The sequence below is a fragment of the Candidatus Micrarchaeia archaeon genome (assembly GCA_041650355.1).
GTDB lineage: Archaea > Micrarchaeota > Micrarchaeia > Anstonellales > Bilamarchaeaceae > JAHJBR01.
Map to the genome: position 1 here is coordinate 1 of JBAZLI010000009.1, position 17,233 is coordinate 17,233.

Annotated in this window: 27 protein-coding genes; 10 read left to right on the forward strand and 17 right to left on the reverse strand. The window is 52.9% G+C overall.

The features are described from left to right. From WC488_01240 to WC488_01250, 3 genes are all read left to right on the forward strand, one after another. Nucleotides 1–768, forward strand: a 768-nt coding sequence (locus tag WC488_01240) for a cell division protein FtsZ (protein ID MFA5077029.1), incomplete at its 5' end; no start/stop codon positions are given. A 4-nt stretch (nucleotides 769–772) separates the two neighbouring features. After that, nucleotides 773–931, forward strand: a complete 159-nt coding sequence (locus WC488_01245) for a protein translocase SEC61 complex subunit gamma (protein MFA5077030.1) — start codon at nucleotides 773–775, stop codon at nucleotides 929–931. Between the two features lie 12 nt (nucleotides 932–943). Continuing rightward, on the forward strand, nucleotides 944–1,396 hold the full coding sequence (locus WC488_01250) for a transcription elongation factor Spt5 (GenBank protein ID MFA5077031.1): 453 nt from the start codon (nucleotides 944–946) through the stop codon (nucleotides 1,394–1,396). 2 nt (nucleotides 1,397–1,398) lie between these two features. On the opposite strand, the gene WC488_01255 is transcribed toward WC488_01250, so the two are convergent. After that, nucleotides 1,399–2,817, reverse strand: a complete 1,419-nt coding sequence (locus WC488_01255; protein ID MFA5077032.1) for a mechanosensitive ion channel family protein — start codon at nucleotides 2,815–2,817, stop codon at nucleotides 1,399–1,401. 51 nt (nucleotides 2,818–2,868) lie between these two features. On the opposite strand from WC488_01255, the gene dcd reads away from it, so the two are divergent. Continuing rightward, entirely contained in the window at nucleotides 2,869–3,423 is a 555-nt protein-coding gene (gene dcd, locus WC488_01260; GenBank protein MFA5077033.1) for a dCTP deaminase, read from the forward strand. A gap of 266 nt (nucleotides 3,424–3,689) precedes the next feature. Next, nucleotides 3,690–3,857, forward strand: coding sequence for a DUF2391 family protein (locus WC488_01265; GenBank protein MFA5077034.1), 168 nt, complete (start codon nucleotides 3,690–3,692; stop codon nucleotides 3,855–3,857). Between the two features lie 20 nt (nucleotides 3,858–3,877). On the opposite strand, the gene WC488_01270 is transcribed toward WC488_01265, so the two are convergent. The 11 genes from WC488_01270 to WC488_01320 all read right to left on the reverse strand — a co-directional run bounded on the left by WC488_01270 (nucleotide 3,878) and on the right by WC488_01320 (nucleotide 9,938). Continuing rightward, a complete protein-coding gene (locus WC488_01270) occupies nucleotides 3,878–4,444 on the reverse strand; it encodes a GNAT family N-acetyltransferase (GenBank protein ID MFA5077035.1) in 567 nt (188 codons plus the stop codon). 115 nt (nucleotides 4,445–4,559) lie between these two features. Further along, on the reverse strand, nucleotides 4,560–5,492 hold the full coding sequence (locus WC488_01275; GenBank protein ID MFA5077036.1) for a Fic family protein: 933 nt from the start codon (nucleotides 5,490–5,492) through the stop codon (nucleotides 4,560–4,562). A 161-nt stretch (nucleotides 5,493–5,653) separates the two neighbouring features. Beyond that, nucleotides 5,654–6,583: a hypothetical protein gene (locus WC488_01280; protein ID MFA5077037.1), complete on the reverse strand. Its 930-nt coding sequence runs from the start codon at nucleotides 6,581–6,583 to the stop codon at nucleotides 5,654–5,656. 65 nt (nucleotides 6,584–6,648) lie between these two features. After that, complete coding sequence (locus WC488_01285) at nucleotides 6,649–7,026, reverse strand: hypothetical protein (protein ID MFA5077038.1); 378 nt, start codon at nucleotides 7,024–7,026, stop codon at nucleotides 6,649–6,651. Between the two features lie 16 nt (nucleotides 7,027–7,042). Beyond that, entirely contained in the window at nucleotides 7,043–7,252 is a 210-nt protein-coding gene (locus WC488_01290; protein ID MFA5077039.1) for a class III signal peptide-containing protein, read from the reverse strand. A gap of 9 nt (nucleotides 7,253–7,261) precedes the next feature. Then, nucleotides 7,262–8,026, reverse strand: a complete 765-nt coding sequence (locus WC488_01295) for a proteasome assembly chaperone family protein (GenBank protein MFA5077040.1) — start codon at nucleotides 8,024–8,026, stop codon at nucleotides 7,262–7,264. A gap of 10 nt (nucleotides 8,027–8,036) precedes the next feature. Continuing rightward, on the reverse strand, nucleotides 8,037–8,186 hold the full coding sequence (locus tag WC488_01300; protein MFA5077041.1) for a nucleolar RNA-binding Nop10p family protein: 150 nt from the start codon (nucleotides 8,184–8,186) through the stop codon (nucleotides 8,037–8,039). 13 nt (nucleotides 8,187–8,199) lie between these two features. After that, nucleotides 8,200–8,955, reverse strand: a complete 756-nt coding sequence (locus WC488_01305) for a translation initiation factor IF-2 subunit alpha (protein ID MFA5077042.1) — start codon at nucleotides 8,953–8,955, stop codon at nucleotides 8,200–8,202. Then, the gene (locus tag WC488_01310) at nucleotides 8,952–9,113 is read right to left on the reverse strand and encodes a 30S ribosomal protein S27e (GenBank protein ID MFA5077043.1); all 162 of its coding nucleotides are present in this window, start codon (nucleotides 9,111–9,113) and stop codon (nucleotides 8,952–8,954) included. Before WC488_01310 ends, WC488_01305 begins: the two co-directional genes overlap by 4 nt. 5 nt (nucleotides 9,114–9,118) lie before the next feature. Continuing rightward, on the reverse strand, nucleotides 9,119–9,400 hold the full coding sequence (locus WC488_01315; GenBank protein MFA5077044.1) for a 50S ribosomal protein L44e: 282 nt from the start codon (nucleotides 9,398–9,400) through the stop codon (nucleotides 9,119–9,121). 25 nt (nucleotides 9,401–9,425) lie between these two features. Then, nucleotides 9,426–9,938: a hypothetical protein gene (locus tag WC488_01320; GenBank protein ID MFA5077045.1), complete on the reverse strand. Its 513-nt coding sequence runs from the start codon at nucleotides 9,936–9,938 to the stop codon at nucleotides 9,426–9,428. Nucleotides 9,939–10,031: 93 nt separating this feature from the next. Here WC488_01320 and WC488_01325 point away from each other — a divergent pair, with 93 nt between their 5' ends. Continuing rightward, nucleotides 10,032–10,751 (forward strand): hypothetical protein, encoded by a 720-nt coding sequence (locus WC488_01325; protein MFA5077046.1) that lies wholly within the window; start codon nucleotides 10,032–10,034, stop codon nucleotides 10,749–10,751. Here WC488_01325 and WC488_01330 read toward each other — a convergent pair. Beyond that, the gene (locus WC488_01330) at nucleotides 10,732–11,124 is read right to left on the reverse strand and encodes a hypothetical protein (GenBank protein ID MFA5077047.1); all 393 of its coding nucleotides are present in this window, start codon (nucleotides 11,122–11,124) and stop codon (nucleotides 10,732–10,734) included. The two genes, WC488_01325 and WC488_01330, sit on opposite strands and share 20 nt — an antisense overlap. Before the next feature lie 69 nt (nucleotides 11,125–11,193). On the opposite strand from WC488_01330, the gene WC488_01335 reads away from it, so the two are divergent. After that, entirely contained in the window at nucleotides 11,194–11,577 is a 384-nt protein-coding gene (locus WC488_01335; protein MFA5077048.1) for a 30S ribosomal protein S8e, read from the forward strand. Nucleotides 11,578–11,594: 17 nt separating this feature from the next. After that, a complete protein-coding gene (locus WC488_01340) occupies nucleotides 11,595–12,170 on the forward strand; it encodes a hypothetical protein (protein ID MFA5077049.1) in 576 nt (191 codons plus the stop codon). Nucleotides 12,171–12,178: 8 nt separating this feature from the next. On the opposite strand, the gene WC488_01345 is transcribed toward WC488_01340, so the two are convergent. The 4 genes from WC488_01345 to WC488_01360 form a co-directional block, all read right to left on the reverse strand. Continuing rightward, on the reverse strand, nucleotides 12,179–12,343 hold the full coding sequence (locus WC488_01345; protein MFA5077050.1) for a hypothetical protein: 165 nt from the start codon (nucleotides 12,341–12,343) through the stop codon (nucleotides 12,179–12,181). Nucleotides 12,344–12,368: 25 nt separating this feature from the next. Further along, nucleotides 12,369–13,901: a methionine--tRNA ligase gene (gene metG, locus WC488_01350; GenBank protein MFA5077051.1), complete on the reverse strand. Its 1,533-nt coding sequence runs from the start codon at nucleotides 13,899–13,901 to the stop codon at nucleotides 12,369–12,371. A 56-nt stretch (nucleotides 13,902–13,957) separates the two neighbouring features. Continuing rightward, the gene (locus WC488_01355; GenBank protein ID MFA5077052.1) at nucleotides 13,958–15,499 is read right to left on the reverse strand and encodes an ATP-binding protein; all 1,542 of its coding nucleotides are present in this window, start codon (nucleotides 15,497–15,499) and stop codon (nucleotides 13,958–13,960) included. Between the two features lie 95 nt (nucleotides 15,500–15,594). Beyond that, nucleotides 15,595–16,260, reverse strand: coding sequence for a hypothetical protein (locus tag WC488_01360; protein ID MFA5077053.1), 666 nt, complete (start codon nucleotides 16,258–16,260; stop codon nucleotides 15,595–15,597). 103 nt (nucleotides 16,261–16,363) lie between these two features. On the opposite strand from WC488_01360, the gene WC488_01365 reads away from it, so the two are divergent. After that, nucleotides 16,364–16,822 (forward strand): putative metallopeptidase, encoded by a 459-nt coding sequence (locus WC488_01365; protein ID MFA5077054.1) that lies wholly within the window; start codon nucleotides 16,364–16,366, stop codon nucleotides 16,820–16,822. Nucleotides 16,823–16,862: 40 nt separating this feature from the next. Continuing rightward, a partial coding sequence (locus tag WC488_01370; protein MFA5077055.1) for a hypothetical protein occupies nucleotides 16,863–17,233 on the forward strand: 371 nt, incomplete at its 3' end.

The following is a 17,233-nucleotide window of genomic DNA, read 5'->3' on the forward strand; positions in this document are numbered from 1 at the left end:
GAGGAGGTGAAGAACCTGCTCAGCGGAGTGAACATGGTATTCGTGACGTGCGGGCTGGGCGGAGGCACAGGAACCGGCTCTGCGCCGATAATCGCGGAGCAGGCGAAAGCCGCCGGGGCGCTCGTGGTGAGCATAGTGACGCTGCCCTTCGCTTCTGAAGGGAGGGTGAGGCTGGATAATGCTCTCGGGGGCCTGGAGAAACTCAGGAGGAATTCGGACACCGTGATAGTGATAAGGAACGACAAGCTGCTCACGCTTGCGCCGAACCTTCCGCTCAACACCGCATTCAAGGTGTGCGACGAGGTGCTCGCAGGGGCCGTGAAGGGGATTGCGGAGCTGGTTACTAAAGCAGGGCTGGTGAACGTGGACTTCGCGGACTTGAAAACGATACTTACGCAGGGCGGGTTCGCGGTCATAGGGCTTGGGGAGTCCAGCGTGGACGCGAAGCCCGAGGACAGGGCGACAATAGCCGTCGAAACTTCGCTGAACTCGCCGCTCCTGGACGCTGACTTGACGACTGCGAACCGGGCGCTCATAAATGTCGTGGGAGGGGAGGACATGACGCTCAAGGAAGCCGAACTCATAGTTGCTGAAACCTCGAAGAGGATTCACCCGAACGCGCACATAATATGGGGCGCGAGGATAGAGCAGAGCAGCGGCCAGAAATCCAGCAGCATAAGGGCGATGATAGTGCTTACAGGGGTGAAGTTCGAGCGCGAGGAGCAGGACGAGAGCCTCGAGAACCTCAACCTGGACCTTGTAGGGTGAAAAAGTGGACATTGAAACAATCAAGAAATCCATCAGGATAATAACCATCGCGAAGAAGCCGGACGACGACGAGTTCTGGAAGATAGCCAAGATAACCGGGGCAGGCATAGTCGCAGTCGGGCTCGCGGGCGCGATAGTTTCCTTCGCTTTCCGCTTCATTTAAGGGGTCATTGATATGATATACATAGTTAGGGTAACTACGGGCCAGGAGAAGATAGTGGCCGAAATGCTCGCCAAGAAGGCCAAGGCATCGAAGCTCGCCGTTTACTCAGTAGTGAGCGTGGAGAACATAAAGGGGTACATATTCGTGGAGGCCAGCGACGAGAACGAGATTACGAAGCTGGTCCAGAAGATGAAGAACGCGAAGGGATTCCTCAAGAAGCCGGTGGAGCTTGCGGAAATAGAGGGGCTGATAAAGGCCTCCAACCAGCAGGCCGCGGCGATAGCGCTCGGGGACATCGTGGAGATGACTTCCGGGCCGTTCAAGGGCGAGCGCGCCAGGGTAATCAAGACTGAGGAGGCCAAGGATGAACTCACTGTGGAGCTCATGGAAGTCGCGGTCCCGATACCGGTGACGATAAAGAGCAAGACCGTGAAGCTTGTGCAGAAAGCCGATGAAACTGAATAGATTTACTTTTTGAATTTCAATTTCCTTGGCTTCCCGGGTTTTTCTTTTCTTCCCTTCTTCTCCTTTTCCGCAGGGGGCTCAGTGTTGGATTCCTGGGCTGATTCTGCGCTTTCATAGGTAAACGAATGCTTTTCAAAAATATCGCGTTCAAGCCCGGGCTCTTCGGGCTGGCTTTCCTGCGAATCAACGGGCGGCATTGACTGGGACTGGCTTACAAGGCGCTCTATTTCAGCCCTCAGGGAAGCCGGCTTTTCAGGCTTTTGCTCGGGAATTGCTTCCTTCTCCCTCTTTTGCTGGGGCGCCGCTTGGGTGCTTCCGGTGGACTGCGCTCCCGGGAGTTCGCGCCCGTAAGTGAGGACGGTGCGCGTGGGGAAAGGTATTTCTATCCCTTCTTTCCTGAATGCGTAGAATATCGCGCGGTTCACCTCGTCGAGGGCCGCGGCGCGGAGCGCGTAATTCTTCACTGCATAGGTGAATTTGAATTCGAGGAAGAAATCTGCGAAAGAGGTGAGGCGCACTAGGGGCTCTACGTCCGGAGCCAGGTTTTCGCTGGCCTGGGTCGCGTTTGTTATTGCGTCTTTTATCACTTTGGAAACGTTGTTCACGTCTGAATCGTAGGAAACCCCCACTGTGCCGGTCTGGAGCACCTTCTCGTCGGGCCTGAAATAGTTGGTTATCACTCCCTGAGCCAGTTTCGTGTTCGGGATTACTATGAAATTGTTCTGCGGATTGATTATCTTGGTGCTTCTCCAGCCCATCTCCTGCACCACTCCTTCCACGCCGCCGTCCGTGCTTATGTAGTCCCCCCTTCTCAGGGGCCTGTCCACCGCGATGTTCACGCCTGCGAAGAAGTTGCCCAGGGAATCCTGAAGCGCCAGGGCGACTGCGAGGCTCGCGATTCCGAGGCCTGCGAGCAGCGGGGTTATCTGCACTCCGATGTTGTTCAGTATCAGCATTATCGCAACGATGTAAATTGCTGCCCGTATCACCTTCTGTATGAGCGGGATGAGCTCGTCATCAAGCGTGGAATTGGTCTTTGGGGCTAGTTCGTGCTGGTACCACCTCAGGACAGTAGTTGAGATCCTGTCCACTGCGAAGGCCGCGTTGAGCATGAGCGCGAGCGTGTACAGCGCGGTTAGCCCGAGGTCCCCGACCTTGGTGGCCGGGTAGGCGTAGTTCAGCGAAAGAAAAATTGCGGTGAAGGATATGAGCAGCCTTGCAGGATCCTTCAATCTTGCGATGAGCTCGTCGTCAAAGCTGGTCTTGGTTTTTTCGCTCGCCCTTTTCATCAGGTAGAAAATTGCCTTGTACACCGCGTACAGGACTATGGAGAATAATATGAGTTCCACTATCCATGCGGTGAAGCGGCCCCCGGGGAGCGAGAACACTAGGTTCACTAATTGGTCCCACCATTCTGCCATAAAATAACATTATTCAAAAAGGTTTTAAAAGCGGATTGCCGAAGATTGAGCATGTCATTGATGAGCGACATGGATGTGCTGGACGCGATGAAGGACGGCGGAATCAGGATAGAGCCTTTCGACAAGTCCTTCCTTGGGCCTGACAGCCTGGACATAAGGCTTGGAAATGATATTCTGGTTTCCAAAACGCTTGGGAAGACGATAGACCCGAACAGGCCCGAGAACTTTTTCGAGGCCAGGAAGATAAATGGTTCGTTCACCCTGGAGCCCGGGCAGTTCGTGCTCGGGACTACGCTGGAGAGGATTTCGCTCTCTGAAAGCGTTGCGGCGCAGATTGAGGGGCGCTCCAGCCTGGGAAGGCTGGGGATAATGGTGCACATGACTGCCGGAATAATACACGCGGGATTCGGGGCAAAGGAGCCCAGCGCGCTAACGCTTGAAATATATTCGGTGAATCCGAACAGCGTATTTTTGCATGCAGGGATGAAGATTGCGCAGCTTTCTTTCTTCAAGCTGAACAGGAAGGCGAGCAAAGGCTACGATTATATGGAGACGAGCAAGTACGTGAGCCAGAGCAAGCCGCTGCCGCCTAAGGCGGAAACGTGAAATGGACCATGCCGTATGATAGAGAACCAGAAAGGTTCGATGCTCGGGACCTGGTTCAGAGTGCCGTCGGTTCGCTCGCGGGTGCCTCATCTATGCCTACCAGACTGACATCGGGCGCATTGCCGATTCGCTGCCTGATTTTAACGCGCTGCTCATAGTGCTCATTACGCTCGCCCTGTCGTTTCTCATCGGCTACGGCATAGGGGTGAGGCGCCTTGGAGAAAAGAGGATGAACCCTCTTCGGTGTTTTCCCGCTCCGCCTGGCAGTGCACTACTGCTTTGCAATCTTTTTTTCTGCGGCAATGCTCTGGCTTCTGGGGATAAACGGCGCAGGCACTCCGCTCGGAACAACGATGCGGCGCATTGTGGTGCTTTCGCTTCCGGCTACGCTGCTCGGGAGCGCGTTCGACCTGGTGGAGAGCCGGAAAAATTAGGGAATGGCTTTTACAAAAGGCTAATCCGCCAGCCTGAATTCCCAAACCACTTGCTTGGAATTGTGGAATTCGCCATAAACGCCCAGCTTCTTGAATCCCAGCTCGAGGTAGAACGCCTCAACATCTTTGGAAGCCGTAAACCTGAAATGGCCCTTTCCAAGGCTGCGGGCGTTTTCCAATTGCCTGTTGATTAAGAGTTTTCCGAATCCCCTTTTCTGGTACTCTTTCATTATCGCGACGCTTCTGAGGTAGTAAATCTCACCATCTGGTTTGTGCAGTTTCCTGTCCGGGGAATCCAGTTTTTCCAATGTGCGGAAATCGTCAATTAACAGCGCCGTTGAGAATCCAACCAGCCGGCCGTTATAAATCAAAACAAAGAATCCGTCCGGAAATAATTCCAATCGCTCTTCCAGGGCGTCCATGGAAGCCTGGCGATCGGCTGAAAAAGCATCCAACTCAACTCTATGTATTGATTCAAGATCGGCAATTCCTGCCTTTCGCATCTCCAATCCAATCCCTTTTTTGGAAAGCGGGTAATGTGCGGCCAGGCACGCGGCAAGTTTTATAATGAGGAAATACCCAAGCATGGCTACCTGTCCTTCCGAAAGTAAATAAACATTCCTTTATCCGGGAAACATTCTTCGGCCAAGTGTTACCTGGGAATTAGTCAGCACGCCAGTTACGCCATGCTTTATCGGCATCCTATATATACTTGCCAAACTGCCCAAAGACAAAGCGCACAAACGGTTGCTCATCCTTCTTTTCGACCGATTTGATGAGCGCATCGAAGTATCCTTGCGGGTCTCTTGATATGTTCAGCATCGGGTAGCTGGCATCGAAAAACGCCTTGTTCAGGAGCAGACGGGATACTCTCTTGTTCCCGTCTTCGAATGGATGTATCATGTAAAAGCGCAAGTGAAGGAGCGCGGCCAGTTCCACTGCGTTGAGCTTTCCCACATTCATGTTGTACCATTCCACAAGTCCGGAAATCTTGTTTTTTACTTCACTGGGTTCAGACGGCCGAAACCTTATTTCTTCAGCTTTTTCATAGTTCTTCAGGAAAATGTATGCCTGCTTTTTTCGGAATTTACCCGGGTTCTTCCCTTCGTACTCTGCCATAATGAGTTTATGGAGCTCCAGCAAGAAGTTCAATGAGATACCTTTTTTGCTTTCCTTTACATACCTTAGCCCCTTGATCATGTCGAGTGCCACCTGCAAATTCTCATCCCTTACGTTCCTTACGTTTTTGCCGGTGAATTTGTATGCAAGGTCTGCATCTGCCTTGGTTATGGGGACGCCTTCGGTAGTCAGAGTTGTGTAAACAAAGTTCACGGTATCTATTTCATCCTTTTCATTCTGCGCCGCCTTTCCCAGTTGCTTCATTTTTTGAACGTAGACTCGTCTTTGCTTCTCAATCCCGATGAGCTCCTCTTTTGCCAGATAAATGCGCGTTGCGCTTCCCAGCAGGTCGGAATATATTTTTTCCAGAAGCTCGTCCTTTTTTTTATCCATCTGGCCCCTGGCAGGCATTCTCTTTCCCAGGAATAGCGAATATACCTTGGGCTTCTCCAGTCTCAGTGTTTCCTCAAGATAGTAGTATTCCTGGCCGTTCACTGTCTTTTTCCGCGTTCTCATGGTAATATATGCGATGGGAGGTTATTAATACTTACCACACATTTCACAAGCTAAATGTATGCCTAAAAACTAAGAGATAGGAGTTTAGCACACAAAATTGAGGGAGATGTAAGATAATTCCTTATTAGTTTGACTTCGCTCCCAACGAGCTGTGCGCCCCCTTATTTCATCCTATTGATAATTTCCACACATTGCGTGCGGTAATCTTCGCGCTTTATCATCGGGCAGACAGAAGCGTCGCGCTTGGTGATTGCATAGCCCTGCAAGCAGAGGTCTATTTGGTCATCGAGAGAGAAATATATGCAGCTGCTGTCGCAAACCATCCGCGTGCATTCGCCGGTGTCGTTGAGCAGGCGTGCGTGGCAGTTCCCGCGGTCGGTCAGCCGGTAGAGCTCGCTGCAATAATCCACATTTCCAGTCAGGTCGGCAAGGTTGCTTATGCAGCTGTCCGAGACCCACAGCCCTTCTCCGTTGGAGTAGTATGGGTCCAGCGCCTTGCATATTCCGAGGTCGCTCCTGGCGGCCGCAAGGCGTGCTGCGCAATCCTGGAGTGCCTGGGCTCCAGGCTCGTCGCGTTTTGAATAGTTGTCTTTGGGAAGAAACGCTGAACAGTTCAATTTCAGCTCCCGGGCGGATTCTGCAGCCTCCATAGATGGCGAAAATACCGTAATGTTCGCTTTTGCGACTATGGTTCCATGCCCATTCTGCAGCACGACCAATTCTATGGTGTAGTTGCCGGGCGGAAAGCCGTGGTATTGCTGGACGCCTATCTCGGAAGTTTTTTCCCTGCCCGGCGCTTCAGCCGTGAAGTTCTCATTCACAGGCACCGCCACTCCGCCTTTTGGGTCAAGCAATCGGAAAGCGTAAACCGTGCCTTCGGGCAATCCTCGTTCCACTGGATAGAACCATACGTCATCCGCTATTCTGGCCACATGGTTGGCGTTCTTATCCACAGCATAGACCCTAAGGGAAGGATTGAGCGATTCGGACAGGGTGATGTTGTAGGGCGCCGAAGGAGTTTCCGGCCCGAAATGGAGCCCGCAGCATCCTAGTAGGAAAACGGATAGCATCGCAATGAGAAACAGGCGCATGAACAGGATAGGCGGCATAGTGTTATATTCATTTCTCTGCACGCCTGGTTCTATCTCTCAGCTAATTAGTTCAGAATTATGGTTCCGTCATCGTTCTTTATTTCCGCTTCCGAACCAGGTTCAGCGGAAAAATCCGAATAAGGGCACGAAGCAGGTTTGGAAACCGAGAGATTCAAGTCGGAATTCTCGAAAAAAACTTCGTTCCCGGAATGAGAAACAGAAATTGATTCGCGGGGCTTCAGAATAAATGAGTTGCCGCTTCCCATGGCGCACAGCTCCTCCCCTGCATTGTAAATCTCAACAGCAGAGGATTTGAAAAGCTCCATGCGGTAGGCTTTTTCCCCTGCGTCCCGGATTTTGAGGAGGGAGGAGATTGAAAAAACGATGAGCGTGAGGCATAATGCAGCGAGGAGCATGTACTCCGCCGTAATCTGCGCCTTCATCCTATCTCCGCATGAGCTACGGAAGGGCGTAGAATGCCGGCGCGGTTGCTTTTGAGGTGAAGTTGCCCGCGATTTCGCCGGTCCTCTCCAGTATCTTGTTGCTCTGGTTCTCCACCGCTCCGCTCGCGTTCTGGGCCGTGTTGGTCAGCTGTATGGCCACTATCGCGACCACAGCAAGGACCACGGCGAGCAGGATTATCATCTCTGCCGAAAGCTGTCCTTTCATGGAACCACCTCATCTTATGTACGAAACCCCACCCTTGTCGGCCGAATACGGGGTTATGGTCTGCTTCTGCATCTCCTCCTCTATCTTCTTGATTATCTTCTCGCCTTCCTTGGCCTGCTTCTCCAGGTCCGAAAGGTCCACTTTGAATCCCAGCATGTCCTCGAGCGCGTGAATCACGTCCCGCGCCGAAGTCGCGTCCACGTAGCTGCCGTGGGTTTCTCCCATGAGGCATATCCCCTTCATGCCGCGCACCCTAGCCAACGCAGGAAGGAGGCCTGCTGCGCCGACTATGGCGCCCTTGGCTTCTCCGAACACAATCCCGACCTTCTTGAGCTCGGGTATGAGCTTCTTCTCCGTGACCACTGCGAAAACCCTCCGCTTCTCGCTGAGCTTGCCCGTGCTGTAGCCGCCTATTGTTATGACTTCGTCCACGCCGAGCTTCTGTCCGTAATCCAGGATTTTTCCAGCGACTTCGTACTGGCCTTCTGATGTTATTGCCTGCACGTCGCCTATGAGAAGGAGCACGTCCCGCTTCCCTGCCTTCACCAGGTAAACCATGTTCTTTATGGGGCGTATGGCACCCTTCCTGGTCATGAAGACCTGGTGCGGGAAGAACGGGGAGTAGATATCAGCGACCTTTTTCCCTCCGAGCTTGTTTATCAGGTACTTGCACACCACCTGGCCCACCAGACCTATGCCCGGCAGCCCGGTAATGAGAAGCGGATTTTTGAGGCCCTTGAACTTCCTTTTCTCCACGACGAGCGTTTCTTTCATAAGCATCACTTCATTCAATGCCCTTGGCTTTCCTGCGCTGCCGGGCGTACTTGTCATTCGGATTGAACCGGGCTGGGTGCGCTGACTGCGCCAGCGAAGCGCAGTGGCGCTCTTTGAGGGTGTACGCGCCGCAGTCCCGGCATTTCCGTATCTTCTTCATGATAGGGCCCAGTTCATTCGGCTATCGAATACTCGAAAACACAATCTTTTCCTGCCCCGTCGGATATCTTCGCGAGCACCTTGTCCATCCTCTTCTTCGCCTCCTTGTAGTCCGAGGCGAAAACGTCGAGATGGTAGCGGGGGGCGCCCACGTAGGTTATTTTCACGTCGTCATCATTCACGGAGAGCGCGCGGGTTATGTGCGCCACCCCATCCGGGCCGAAGCATCTGAATGTGAGTTCGGCTGCGATGGAAACGCGGGCGCGCTTTATGCTCTTCTGCACTATGTCTATTATCTCCTTCTTCAGGTCCTCGGGAATCTGCACTTCAGCGAGCGTGTCTCCCCCCAGGATGGATTCCATTGCCGCGTATGGCTCGCCGTAAACTTCCTCGAGCTTCGCCGCGAGCTCAGGGAGCTTCATCGGGCTCTTTATCTTCTGGAGCGCAATCGCGAGGAGCTTGTCGGAACGCGAGGCGCGCTTTATGGATTCGAGCTTGTTCTTCTTCTCCTCCTCGTTCACGCGCCTGAGCGAAACGTCCACCTGGCCTTTCTCGCGGTCCACGCGCAGCACCCGCACGACCAGCTTCTGGTTGTCCGAGAGGAATTCGTGGATGTTCTTTATCCAGCGCGACGCGACTTCGGAAACGTGGAGGAACGCCTCGGTGTTGTTGTACTCGGTGAGGGTGCAGAACGCGCCGTAGGGAACTATCTTCCGCACCGTCGCAAGGACCAGTTCGTTCTGCTCAGGAATCTTGGGTTTTTCGTTCATTCGGCATCCTTTATGTGCTTGCCTGAAAGGGCTGGCTTGCCGCCGGTGGCCTGGGCGAGGATTTCGTTGCACACCCTGCACTTCACGTTCATCGCAGGGGCTCCGAACATCTTCTGCTCGTTTCCGCACTTGCATTTCACTATTATGAATTTCGCCATAGGAATCACGCCTTTATCTCGAGTTTCTTCTTGGTCCTGGTGCCGACGACGCGCTCCTGCTTCTTCTTGCAGTTCTGGCACTCCAGGATTATCTTCTGCCTCTTGCCCTGCTTCTTCACGGTCTTTTCGCCGGCGCGCTTGCCTCCGTGGCCGTGCAGGCTCCTCTCGTGCTTCCTGTTCCCCACCGCCATCGAGCGGGCGCGCCCCTTGCTCGCCAGCCTCGCCTTGTGAGTCTGGTGCGAATTGCAGTTCGGACAGAACGTTCTGACCTCTTTCGGATATTTCATTCTGAATCACCTTGAATCGGAGCAATTAGTACATGTGTTCGGCCATCTTGCTCTTGAGAAGCAGCTCCGCCTCTTCCTCCGGGAGCGAGATTTCCTCGCCTTCCTTGAATGGCCCGTAAATATTATTATCAAAACCTTTATAAGCATCTATCGTTTTCACGACCTTTAGCCTCATCTTCGCCTGCTCGTCCTTCGGCTCCTCGAAAATGCATTCCAGGGGCCCGAACGAGGCCGAGGAGATGCGCCTGAGCTCTTTGAGGAACGCCTGCTCCTCGTCAGCGAGCCCCTCGACCTCGCCTTCGGAAAGCGAGGAGAGGATGAGCAGCTTCTCCTTCCTCTTCGCTACTATGCTCTTCGCGACTTTCTTCACGTTCTCGAACTCGCGCATGTCCATGAAGGACTGGCTCTTCATCGCGGAGCTTTTTTTGAGCTCGAGGAATTGCCTGAGCTGCGCGTAGAAATCCCTGTCCACTTTCACAGGCTCGAAGGATTCTATCTCCTTCTTTTGTATTTCGCGCAGAAAGGAGTAATTGAGCATAGCATGCATTTGGTGTGAAAAAGATAAAAACCTTAACGTTTTTATACACTTATTTATAAATGCAAACACATTGATGGTATGGATGGTGGGGAAATGGGATTTGATTTCAAAACTAAATTGATGTCTGGGGGGAACGGGCAGGGGACATTTGCGCTCAGGGCAAATGCGTTCTTCAGGCGCTTTGAAGCCGGATTTTGGATGCCTTTCAGCCCTGAATTCCGCGCGGGAGCGCACCTCAAAAGGGCGAAACTGCTGCTAGAAGCTTACGAGAGGGGTAGGAGGGAAATATGTTTGATAAAATCGCAGGCTGCGATTAAAAGGGCACACGAGATTTATGAGGGCGAAGAGAAAAATGGGCGGATGCTTTCCGCACAGGGCCTTCTTGGAAACGCAGAGTGCCTGCTGTTGCTCCGTTCTCCAATGTCGCGCTTTGCGCTAGACGACCTGAGGAGCGCATATCAAATGTGCACAAAGGCCGTTGAAGAGAGCGCGGCGGGCAGCGAACAAAACAAAACAAGGGAAACGGTGCTGGAGCTCCTGAAGAAATACGCCGGGAATTGTACTTGCGCGGGGATTAAAAATCACAGGCTCGCGGGTTTTGCGTGCGGATTCGCTGCTGAATTCGCCCCCGATTCGCAAGAGACTGCCAAATTGCATTACAAGGCATTCGGATGGCACCTAAGGAGCGGAGTGGCGAAGAACATAATAGACTCTGCTGAGTCAGTATTACACGACTCGTGCACAGACTACCATGGACGCGTGAAGTTCGAGATAGAGAAGCTCAATGGCAGCTTCAAAGCCGCGCAAGGCTGATTTTCTCCAGTTCGGAATTGATGGCTTTGCGTTTCAGGGAAATGGGCTTCTCTTTCGCATTGAGTTTTTTTAGAATCCTTTTTTTATCCTGTTTTCTGAACGAAACGATGATGAAATCCGAATTCGAGAAATCGTTCTTTTTGAACGCTTTCCGCAAATCGGTTTCGGCGCTCAGCCAGAGCAGGAATTCGAGCCCGAACGTTTTCGCGAGGCTGGTTTTGTTTTTGAAGCTCCTTTTGGCGAGGAGGCGCGCCAATTCCAACGCTTCGGTTGAATGCGCGAGCCCGGGAGCTATTGCAATGAATGCGGATTCCTTGGATTCGCTTATTATCTCCTCTTTCCCAAGAGAAGAGGAGAGGCGGAGCACCTGCATAAAACTTTATAAAGTTGACTAAACATTATAAAACCCGCTAATTTGGTGTATTAGATTGAGGTGTATCCTATGTACCAGTATCATGAGTCCAGGACAAAGAAAGTGAGCTCCGGAACAGGAGGGAGCAGGGTTAAATTCAGGGACAAGAAGCTCGCGCATCTCGGGCGGAGGTTCACCGCAACCAAAGTCGGGGAGAAGCTCGTGCGCGAGAGCATCAGGACCAAGGGCGGAAACAGCAAGCTCAGGCTCAAAAAAGCCAATTCGGTCAACGTGCTCACCAAGGCAGGGATGAAGAAGGCGAAAATCATGGGCGTGGTCGAGTCGCACAGGGCGGATTTCGCACGAGAGAACATAATCACCAGGGGGGCAATACTCAAAACCGACATCGGAAAGGTGAAGGTAACCAACCGCGTGGGCCAGGACGGGATAGTCAACGGCGTCTTATTGGAGTGATTTTTCAGCTGGTTTTCATGAACGGAAGCGGGAAATTCGCAATCAGCGAAGCCGGAATCGAAGATGCAGCGGGAATGCTTTCAATCCAGGCAGAGAAACTGCTGCCGAAGCTTGAAGGGGAGGAGAACAAGCCCCATCCGGACGGGTTCCTGGTGTACGCGGTGAGCGAAAGCGAATTGAGGGGCATAATAACGAACAAAGAGAAGCACATAGTGCTGGTGTCGCGCTACCACGGCGAGCTGGACGGGTACGTGCTTTCGTACGATTTGGCGGAATGGATGGCGCTCAAGCCTAAATGGGAAAACGAAATAAAAGTCGGGCCTGAGATTAGGAAAAAAATACTCGGGGGGCGCACGCTGTACCTGAGGCATATTGCGCGGATGAAACAGTCCGCAGGGGAAGGCAGGGACCTGGAGTACGCGCTCTTCGAAAAGGCGAAAGGCAGGTACGACAGGATAGTGTGCGAAATCCTCGAAACCCCGATAATGAATTTAATATCCATAAATTTGCACGAGAGCGTGGGGTTCGCCAGGGTGGGGGAAATAAAGGATGAAAAAGGCCTAATCTGGGGGCTGTACCTGAAGGAGCTTTAAGTTTATTATCATCTTATCGTGCGGGGCGCGAACGGCGGCCTTGTGAAGCTTTCTATCATTCTCTCCAGCTTATTTATTCTCTCCTCGAGCTTCTGGAGGCGCATCTCCACGTAATCTGCCCTGACGAAGTTGCTCGCCCCGAATTTCAAATCCTCTCCTTTTCGAGTTTTCATAAATACCAACTCAAAAATCCAAGGTTCAAACCTTGGGCTCGAGCTTCCTGAACAGGATGCTCGGCTTGCCTGTCTTGTGGCCTGGCTTGAGCGAAAGAACGCCCAAATCATCCCACTTCCTTTTTTCCATTCCGAGCTGGGAGAATATGGATTCGCCCGCATCCGGAAGCGGCACTGAAAGCAGTATCGCGAGGTCCTTCACCTGGTTCGCGAGCACGTAAAGAGAAGCGGATGCCTGTGCTTTGTCCTCTTTTACGCTCTTCCACGGCGCTGAGTCCTGGAAAAACTTGTTCGCGTTGCTCGAGAAAGCCATTGTTGAATCCATGGCTTCCTTGAGCCTCAGCGCGTCGAGGTGCCCTGTTATCACGTCTATCTGCTTTTTCTGCGCCTCTAGGAAAGCGCGCTCAGCTTGGCCCAACTCTGAGTGCGGTATCTCGCCGTTGAAATTGTTCGCGAGGAACACCATCGTGCGGTTCACCAGGTTTCCCACGTTCGCGGCAAGCTCGGTGTTGCTCTTTTCAATGAGCCTTTTCTCGGAAAAATCCCCGTCGTCGAAAGTGGGGATTTCGCTCAGCAGGTAGTAGCGCGCCACGTCCGCGCCGTACTTCTCAACCAGCGCGAGCGGGTCCACTATGTTGCCCAGGCTCTTGCTCATCTTCTGCCCCTCCACGGTTATGTAGCCGTGCACGAATATGGATTTCGGGGGCTTGAGCCCTGCGGAGAGCAGGATTGCGGGCCAGTAAATCGCGTGGAACCTCAAAATCCCCTTCCCTATTACGTGCACTTCGGCGGGCCAGTATTTCTCGAAATGCTTTTCGTCGGTCCCGTAGCCTATCCCGGTGAGGTACGTGCCCAGGGCGTCGAACCACACGTACTGGATTTGGGTTTCGTCCCCCGGGACCGGAACGCCCCACCCCTTGGCCCTTTTGACCGAGCGGGAGATGCTGAAGTCCTGCAACCCGCCGCGTATGAAGCTGAGCACCTCGTTCTTCCTTTTCTCCGGGTAAATCTTGAGTTCGCCGTTTTCTATCAGCTCCTCCAGGTCCGCCTGGTAGCGCGAGAGCCTGAAGAAATAGTTTTCCTCCTCCACTGGTTCGGGCTTTTTCTTGTGCTCGGGGCACACTCCTTCCGGAAGCTCGCTCTCCTCGTAGAAGGACTCGCAGCCCACGCAATAGAGGCCCCGGTAAGTTTTTTTGTAAACGTCCCCGGATTTAGCGCAGAGCTCCCAGAGCCTCTGCACCCCGGGCCAGTGCTCGTTCTTGAGGGAAGTGCGCTTGAAGCTGGTGAACGAAAGGCGGATTTTCTCGGCCATTTGCTTGAAAACCGCGGCGTTCTTTTCGCAGAGCTCCGCGGGGGTTATGCCTTTGGCTTCTGCCGCGTGCACGTTCTTCAGGCTGTTCTCGTCGGCTCCTGTAACCAGTGCGACATCCTCGCCGAGAGAGATGCGGTAGCGCGCTATAGCGTCGGTCTGCACGAATTCCAGCGCGTGGCCTATGTGCGGGGCCGCGTTCACGTACGGAATCGCTGTTGTTGTGTAGAATTTTTTGACTTCAACCACCCTCTGAACTTAAGGGTATAGAAATGGGTGCGGGAAATTAAAAATCTACCTATGCTTCACAGAAATGCTTCCGCGTCCTCGGATTTTTTCTCCAGGAGCTTTTCGTATTCCACTGCGAGTTCTGCGAGCGGCTTGCCCTTCTCCTTTCTTCTGGACTTTATGCTCCTTACATCAACGAATATGGGCGCATTTGTCGCTTCTCCCACGATTATTCCTTCGCCCACGCGCAGGGAGGTTATGCTCCGCGCGATGCGCGCGTCTATCCCCTCGGAGCTCATCTGGATGTGGTCCAGGTCGTTGGGGTTGGTGACGCGCAGAATTATGTGGGTGTTGCATTGGCTCAATGCGGTTGTGCTAAGGTTAACTGGTCGCTGGGTGATGAGGCACAAAGAAGCGCCGAACTTCCTTCCTTCGCGCGCGATTGTCTCTATCACGGAGCGGGAAACCGCTTCGTAAGCTTCTGCCTTTTCCCTTGCGAAATTGTGCGCTTCCTCCACGATGAGGAGGAAGGGGGGTATCCTTCCTTTCCTCCGCATCTTGAAGAGCTTGCGGGCGAGCATGGAAACGATTACCTGCTTTTTCCGCAGACTGTCCACGTCGCTGAAATCCAGCACCAGGAGCTTCCCGGGCTGGACCGCTTCGGTAAGCTTCGGGTTTTCCATGTTCTGGGAAAGTATGCACATCCTTTTTATTTCGGAAAGCGAGCGCTTTAGCGCCGGCTTCACGCTCTTGTCCGCGCGCTTGGAATCCTCGTCGTAATACGCATCCACCGCGTTCATCAAATCCTTGAAAGAGTAGGCTTTCCTGTTCTTCTTGTAATCGTCGTGCAGGGAGCTGAGGGACTGGCGCAGGAGAGCGCGCTGGGCGTGGGAAAGCATGGGGAGCCATTCCTCGAACATTTCCGGGGTCACTTTTCTCAAGGGCAGTGAGAAGCCTTTTTTCCTGTTTCCCACTTCTATTATTTTGGTGCGGTTCGCGTACACTCCGTCGGCGAAGCCCATGTACTCGCCGTGTATGTCTATCACTATAACCGCTACGCGGCCCTCTTCTTTCTTCCTGTCCAAAAGCTCCTCTATCAGAACAGTGGAGAGGTAGGATTTGCCCGCGCCGCTCATCGCGAGAATCGCGAAATGCTTCTGGAGCAGGCGCGTCATATTAATTTTCGCATCCGCATCGTGGTGCTGGATTTTCCCCAGAAGGAGCCCTTTTTCGTCCAAGCCCAGGAAGGATTTGAGCAGGTTCTCATCAGCTATGTGCACCTTCGCTCCGGGAATGGGAGGGATGGAGGCGCGCACGAAGTTCCTTTCTTTTGAAACGCCCAAAACCTTTACCTGGGCGATTATGTATTCCCAGCTCGCGGTGGGGAAATTGTCCTTCATCGGGGAGATGCGCTCGTATTCGGCTACGCTTTCTGCGCGCTCGAAATACCTGTTGCTCCTGAAAATCTCGTTTATGTACCCGAAAACAATTCCGTTTTCGCTTTCGGTCTGGACGTACTGCCCTTTTTTCACGCCCCTTTCGTTCGGGTCGAACACGAACGAGAATTCGGAGGTGGACGGGCTTTCCTCGGTTGTAATCACGGTTCCTACTGACTGCATGGGTGGATTTTGCAGACAAGGAATAAAAAGAGGACGGGACGTGCTTTCCGATGCGAAAGGGAAAATAAGCGGGGCAGCTGCCAATGGGTGCCAGTTCAGGAACGGTCGCTTTTAGCAGCATCAATCGCGCCGCGCATTCCAGCCATCATTTTTTCAAAAGCCGAAATGCCGCGGGCTTCAAGCCGCTCCAGTGCCGGATGAACACCGCTCAACTCGATCAGTTCGCGCGTTTTCCCGTGCCATTCGGTTATTCCAAAGGAAACTGCTTTCGCGATGCCTTCCGGAGTCCATCCGCTTTCGCTCGCTTCTTTTACAAAAACAGAAAGGGACAAGATGTCCAGGTGAGTGATGGTTGTGACATAGTTCAGCTCGTTGGACGGGACGAGTTTGGGGAGCATAAGGTGGATGCGTGTGCGAACAGTGCGTTCCACCCCGGAAAGATCTGAAGATTCGGGTGCAACACGGGATATTAGAGATACGACCTCGTAGCTTTTTCTGTCCTTGATGAGGTCCTGCTCTTCGGGAGGAAGCGTTTTGAAAGGCCGGTAAGCTGTCGCACTTTTATTGCTTCTTGAGTTAGGGGCGCTTTCGCTCCCTTGCTCGCATGGATAAATTGTAAGGACTACGCGCCCCACGCCAGCTCCATCCATTTTCCTGAGGCCTTCGAGCAGAGCGCCGTACAGAACTTTCGGCTCTGCGCCCGGCTGGGGCTGTTCAATCCTGCTCTTCATCCTGATTTTTCCGAAAAACTTGAAATCCATAAGACCACCAGATTGTTTGGAATAAATTATGTGTTTCACTATTTTTAAAGTTATCTTAAATGGATAAAAGTGAATTGAAAACGGAAAAGGAAATAAAACAGGCTTGCGAATTCCGTGCATGGAAGTGGAGAGCGCGCCGGAAATACAGGAGAAAATCGAGCACCTGCTGGACATACTGGAGATGAGGCACATAATAGGCGCGAGGATAATTTGCATGAGGAGCACCGGCGCCAAGGCGAACGCGTACGCGCGGATTTGGAACCTGCCGAAAATATGGCAGAAGGCGCTGGACGTGAACCCCTTTTACGTGATTGAGGTGGTGAGCGAGCATTTTGATAATCTGGGCGAGGAAAGGAAGATTCAGGTGCTCATACACGAGCTCATGCACATCCCGAAGAAATTCTCCGGGGGCCTGGTTCCGCACAAGCACAACGGGGGAAGGATAGACAAGAAAGCCGTGGACAAGATTTACGCGGAATACAGGAAAAGGATGGATGAACGCGGGGAAGGAGAAGGTGCGGGCGGAATCAGCGCGGCGTGCGAAGCCGATAGTAATAAATAGTTTGCAATAGTAGGTTAAGGAACTCATTCTTGGTGATTCGATGGCTAAGCGAGAGACTAAAAAAAACCTGAAAACCGGGTTTTCGAGAGAGGGCGGGAGAAGCTCCGTGCGCCAAAAGTTCATAAGGAATTCACGCATAGGGACCACGGAAGCGCTGAAGAGCAGGGACATGCTGCTCGGGTACGTCACGAGGAGCATAGACACGATGGACGAAGGGATACATCTGCTTACTGAAAAGCTTGAGGACGCCTATTCCGCTTACTTCCCCGAGCTCAAGCTCGAGGACAAGAAGAAATACGCGCAGGTCGCCGCGTTCCTGGACAGGAAGAGCCCGGACATGGAAAAACTCGGGGAAATGGTCGGGCAGAACAAGGCCGCGGACTTGGCGGCGAAGGCAGGGAAAAGCCTGGG